This window comes from Collinsella sp. D33t1_170424_A12 (assembly GCF_015554865.1).
In the GTDB taxonomy this organism is placed as follows: Bacteria; Actinomycetota; Coriobacteriia; order Coriobacteriales; family Coriobacteriaceae; genus Collinsella.
Genome location: NZ_JADNJJ010000067.1, coordinates 1 through 5570, shown reverse-complemented (window position 1 = coordinate 5570; position 5570 = coordinate 1). Strand labels below are relative to the sequence as shown.

Genomic DNA, 5570 nt, shown 5'->3' with positions numbered 1-5570 from the left:
AGCCCCACCGCGCGACCGCGGCGCATCACGCAGACCAGGTCGGCATCGCGCACGGCCGAAACACGCTGGGACACGACCACCATGGTAAGCGGCCGTCCCGCGCCCGCCCGCTCGCGCGCCAGCGCGCGCAGCGCGCGGCGCAGCGCGGCATCGGTGCGCAGGTCGAGCGCCGACGATGCATCGTCGAGCACCAGCAGCCACGGATCGCCCACCAGGGCCCGCGCGATCGTCAAGCGCTGGCGCTGGCCTCCGCTGAAGTTCTTGCCGCCCGCCTCGACCGGCGTCTCCAGTCCCGCCGGGCACGCGCGGACGAACTCCGCCGCCTGCGCGACCTCGAGGGCGCGCCACAGCTCCGCATCGCTCGCGTTCGCATCGCGCCAGCGCAGATTGGAGGCAACCGTACCGGACACGAGCTGCGCCGCCTGAGGAACCACGCCCACGGACGCGCGCAGCCGCTCCAACGGCCAATCGCGCACGTCGGCGCCGAATACGTCGACCGAACCCGCGCTCGCATCGTACAGGCGGGCCATCAGCGCGCCGAGCGTCGACTTGCCCGAGCCCGTACCGCCTATGATGCCCAACGTCCCGCCCATGGGCAGCTGAAAGGTAACGTCCTCGACCGCGTTGGCCGATGCGGACGGATAGCGAAACGCCACCCCATGGAAGCTCAACGCGGGCGCACCGGACGCGAGGGCCTGGTCCATGTCCCAGCCCGCACCCGCCGCGCACGCCAGCGCGGGTTCGCAATCCAACACCTCGTTTATGCGGCTCGCACTGGCCGACGCCCTGGTGAACACCACCACCAGGTTGGCCACGTAGACGATGGCGAGCAGCGTCTGGGTCATATAGTTCACGAAGGCGACGACCTCGCCCTGCGTCAGGCGACCCGTGTCCACGGCCATGCCGCCGCTCCACAAGATGGCGCATACACCCAGGTTCATCACGAGAAAGGTCACGGGGTTGAGCACGCTCGATAGCTTGCCCACGGCTATGGCCACCGTCGACTGCTCCGTTGCCGCCCCGTCGAAGCGAACGCGTTCATCGCGCTCGCGCGAGAACGCGCGAATCACGCGCGCACCCGAAAGCGCCTCGCGCTGCACCAGGGCCACGCGATCGAGCTTGGCCTGCATCTCCTTGAAAAACGGAACGCTCTTAGCCATGACCAGCCAGAACACGAAGCCGATCAGCGGCGTGCATACCAAGAACACCACGCCCAGCTGCACGTCGATAAGAAGCGCCGCCATCATGGAGCCCAGCGCCAGGAACGGCCAGCGAATGAGCATGCGCACGGCCAGCGCGATGGCCAGCTGCATCTGGTTGACATCGTTGGTCACGCGCGTGATGAGCGAGGGCGTGCCGAACCGATCGAGGTCCGCGCACGACAGCCGGTTGATCTGCGCATAGAGCTCGCGCCTCATATCCGTGCCCATGCCCTGCGACGCCAGCGCAGCCATCTTCTGGCACACCAGCGTGGCCGAGATGCCAACCGCCGCCATGAGCACCAGCACCGCACCGTGGCGCAGCACGGCGTCCACGTCGCGGCCGGCAACGCCCACGTCGATCATGCTGGCAACCACGAGCGGCGTCACCAGATCGAAGTAGACTTCAACGAGCTTGGCCAGAGGTCCCAGGATGAAATAGCGGCGATATGCACCGGCGAAACGTTTGATGAGCCTCAGCACGAGCGCGCTCCCTACCACGACACGGATAATACGCACCCATGATAGAGCAGACCTCGCACCTCTGCCGTGAAAGGCTCCGAGACCCCTATTCTCTTACCAGATTCGAAAACGCACCTAACACGACTGTTATAAAGCGGTAACTCGACCGACGCATCATGCGACCGGCCCGAAAGGCGCTCTATATACAAAAAGCCCCGTGCGTTCGATGGGAACGGGTGCCCGTCAGAGGCTCCTTATGGCTGCTTCCTTCCGGACCTGACCAGATTCGGAACATATCGTCACCCGAACCCATCGAACGCGCGGGGCGCGTATCGTTTATCTTACCGCAAAGCGGGAGTGAAAGTCGAGGCCTAAATATTATCCCCTTGCAGCACGCGCGCGATGCGCTCGCAGGCCTCCATCAGGACCGAGCGCGGACTCGGCACGCACATGCGCTGGAAGAATTCGCCGTCACGCGGATCGAACTTCACGCCGTCCTGCAGGATGACCTTGGCCTCCTCGTAGATGCGGCGATGCAGCTCGGCCCCGTCGATCCCCAGCGCACGGCAGCGATCTTCGAAATCGAACCACAGGACATACGTGCCCTCGGGCCGGCGCACGTGCACATCGGGCAGGCGCTCGGCAAAGAAGCCAAGGACCGCGTCGATGCTGCCGTCCAGATAGGAAAGGCACTGCTCGAGCCAGGGCTCGCCCTGCTCGTAGGCGGCGATCACCGCGCTGATACCGAAGGGCGTGGGCCCCGAGAACCGCATCGCCCGCTCGAAGCGAACGCGGTCGCGGGCGTCGCTGAACACCACGTTCGTAGCCGATAAGCCCGCCAGGTTGAAGGTCTTGTTCACCGCGGTGCAGGTCATCACGCGCGCATACGGCGCCACCTGGGCGAGGTGGCGCATGCGCACGCCGGGGCGCAGCAGGTCGCCGTGGATCTCGTCGGCAACGATCATCACGCCGTTGCGCGTGCAGATATCGGCCACGCGCTCCAGCTCTTCGCTCGTCCATACGCGACCAACCGGGTTATGCGGGTTGCACAGGATGAGCATCGTGGCGTCCGGACGGGCGGCGAGCTTCTCGAGCCCCTCGAAATCCATCGTGTAGTACAGGTCGCCCGTCTCGGCGCCATCCACCTGGCGCACCAGATGGTTATCGAGGAGCGCGCGACCGGCGTCCTCGACGCTCCCGGCAAACGGCGGGTAGACCGGCCGCTGGATGATCACGCCCTCGCCCGGCCGGGTGAAGGCCTCGATGGCGTACTGCAGCGCGCGAACCGTGCCCGCGCAGAACGTCATGAGGTCCGGGTTGATCTTCCAGCCATCGCGCCTCGCGAACCATCCGGTCACCGCCGCGTGATAACGCTCGCAGCCGTCCAGCGTCGAATAGCCGAAAACGCCGTGGTCGGCCGTCGCGCGCAGCGCGTCGACGATCGGCGCGGCGCAGCGGAAATCCATGTCTGCGGTAAACAGCGCGATGTGGTCGTCGGTAATAGCGGGCAAGCCGTTGTGCTCGGCCGTCGCCGCGCTCGTGCTCCATTTGCTCGAGTAGCTATACGGCGCATGACGGCGATCGATAACCTCGTCGAAGTCGTAAACGGTTGCATCGGTATCCATGGGTCCTCCAAGGGGTCGCGAACGTATATCGAGACGAATGGGGCGAAGGGGACGGAGGCGGCGAAGCCGCGCGCCCAGGCCGGCGGTTCGAACGGCGCGCGCGACCGGCAGCTGGGAAACGGGCGCCTCGTCGCGGGAGCACGCGCGCATGCCCCTAGGGCAAACGGCGCATCGACAGCATGCGCGCGACCGTTTCGCCCGCGCACACCAGGTTGCGGCGCGTCTCCTCGGTCGAAAGCGCGCGGTCGAGCGGCATGGGGGCGCGCAAGACGGGCAGGACGGCGCCGACGCCGGCACGGTATACCGCGTCCAGGTTCATCGCCCTTCCGCCCGCCACCGCCACCACCGGCTTACCGGCGCGCGCCGCGCGGCGCGCCACGATGGCGGGGCCCTTGCCGGCCGCCGTCTGCTCGTCGATGCGCCCCTCGCCCGTAACAACGACGTCGGCGTCGGCCAAAAGCTCGTCGAAATCCAGCAGGTCGAGCAACGCCTCAGCACCCGATACGAGCTTCGCTCCGCAGGCCAGCAGCGCGGCTCCCAAACCTCCCGCCGCGCCGGCGCCCGGCACGCCCGAGACGGTGCGGAATCGGCGCTCACCCTCCTGCCGGCCCGCGCCCGCGCACGCGACGCGCGCATCATCCAGCTTCGAGGCATACGAGATCATGTCGCGATCGAGCTGGTCGAACAGCGTGGCGCAGTCTCCCCGCGGCGTGGGCAGGTCGGCCAGGCCCTTCTGGGGACCGAAAACGCGTACGGCGCCGCGTTTGCCGACCAGCGGATTCTCGACGTCGACCAATGCGATGAGCTCGGTCTTCCCCAACGCCTCGATGGCCGGGGCAAGCTCCACGGAGGCGACGTGTGCCAAGCCCTCGAGCCCGGGCGGGGCCTCGCGGCCCCGCGCGTCCAGCACGCGCGCACCCAGGGCGCTCAGCAGCCCCGTGCCGCCGTCGCTCGTCGCGCTTCCGCCCAGGCCCACGTAGATGCGGCTGGCGCCCGCGCGCACGGCGTCGCGAACCAATTCGCCCACGCCATAGGACGACGCGCGCAGCGCCTCGTCGTGCGTGCAGCCCGAAAACTCGACGCCCGCCGCGGCAGAAGCCTCGATGATCGCCTCGCCGTCATGGGTGAGCAGGTATTCCGCCTCGATGTCGCGGCCGAAGGGGTCCGACACCGCAACGGCGCGCACGGTGCCGTCCAGCGCACGGGATGCCGCGGCCACCGTGCCCTCGCCGCCGTCGGCGAGCAAGACGCATTCGACACGGGCCGACGGGCACGCACGGCGCACGCCCTCCTCGAACCAGCGCTCCACCTGGTCGCTCGTAGCCGACTCCTTGAACGAGTCGATAGCAAGGACGAACGAGGGCGAAGCCGCAGGGGGCATCGCTGCGCGAACGGCGCGCGGGGAGCCCGCGGTGCGAGCGCGATCGCGGTCGCGCTTCTCCAGGTGCGCGCGCTCGGCCCGCTCGTACGCATCGGCGGCATCGCCCGCAGCGCCGACGTCCGCCGGCAGCGCGCCCGCAGCATCTCGAAGGGCCTCGGGCGCGGCATCAGTCGGGGCGCCCTCCTGCACCGGAGCCGCCGGCGCCTCCGCCCGCATCGCAGCCTTACGCGACGCGCGCATGGTGGCGAAGAACGACTTGAGCACGCCGGCACACTCATCTTCCAGCACGCCCGGAATCACGGCGAAACGATGGTTGAGGCGCGCGTCGTCGTTGACCGCATAGAGGCTGCCCAACGCACCGCCCTTGGGATCGGGCGCGCCGTAGATGCAGGCCCCGATGCGGGCGTTGATCATGAGCCCCGCGCACATGAGGCACGGCTCGAGCGTGACGTAGACGATGCAGTCCGACAAGCGCCAGCGTCCCAGCTTCCTCGATGCAGCCATGATCGCGCTGAATTCGGCGTGCGACGACGGGTCGTCATCTCGTTCGCGCACGTTGTGCGCACGGGCGATGATTTCACCCTCACGCACCACCACGGCACCGATGGGAACCTCGCCCATCTGCGCGGCCAGCCGCGCCTCGTCCAGCGCCGCGCGCATGAAGCGCTCGTGAGATGTGGTCTCCTCCTGCTCACTCAGCTGCATCAACGTCCTTTCTCACATACCAATTCCATTCGATGCTATCATTACCAAGCATGGAGAGATGGCAGAGCGGTTGAATGCGGCGGTCTTGAAAACCGTTGGGCGCGCAAGCGTTCCGGGGGTTCGAATCCCCCTCTCTCCGCCAGATTTGTTGAGATTGCGAGTCCGCCGGGCTCGCTTTTTTCATGGCACGCGCGGGGA

3 protein-coding genes, 1 tRNA gene and 1 other RNA gene are annotated in these 5570 nt (G+C 67.7%); 1 reads left to right on the top strand and 4 read right to left on the bottom strand.

Going from position 1 to position 5570, the window contains the following annotated elements; translation table 11 throughout:
- From I2E26_RS03320 to I2E26_RS03305, 4 genes are all read right to left on the bottom strand, one after another.
- A partial coding sequence (locus I2E26_RS03320; RefSeq protein ID WP_195419596.1) for an ABC transporter ATP-binding protein occupies window positions 1-1682 on the bottom strand: 1682 nt, incomplete at its 3' end.
- Window positions 1683-1882: 200 nt separating this feature from the next.
- Window positions 1883-1976: signal recognition particle sRNA small type (gene ffs / locus I2E26_RS03315), an RNA gene on the bottom strand.
- Between the two features lie 56 nt (window positions 1977-2032).
- Entirely contained in the window at window positions 2033-3286 is a 1254-nt protein-coding gene (locus I2E26_RS03310) for a MalY/PatB family protein (RefSeq protein ID WP_195419595.1), read from the bottom strand.
- Window positions 3287-3440: 154 nt separating this feature from the next.
- On the bottom strand, window positions 3441-5372 hold the full coding sequence (locus I2E26_RS03305; RefSeq protein WP_195419594.1) for a glycerate kinase: 1932 nt from the start codon (window positions 5370-5372) through the stop codon (window positions 3441-3443).
- Window positions 5373-5424: 52 nt separating this feature from the next.
- On the opposite strand from I2E26_RS03305, the gene I2E26_RS03300 reads away from it, so the two are divergent.
- Window positions 5425-5514, top strand: a tRNA-Ser gene (locus I2E26_RS03300).
- The last annotated feature ends 56 nt before the right edge of the window (window positions 5515-5570 follow it).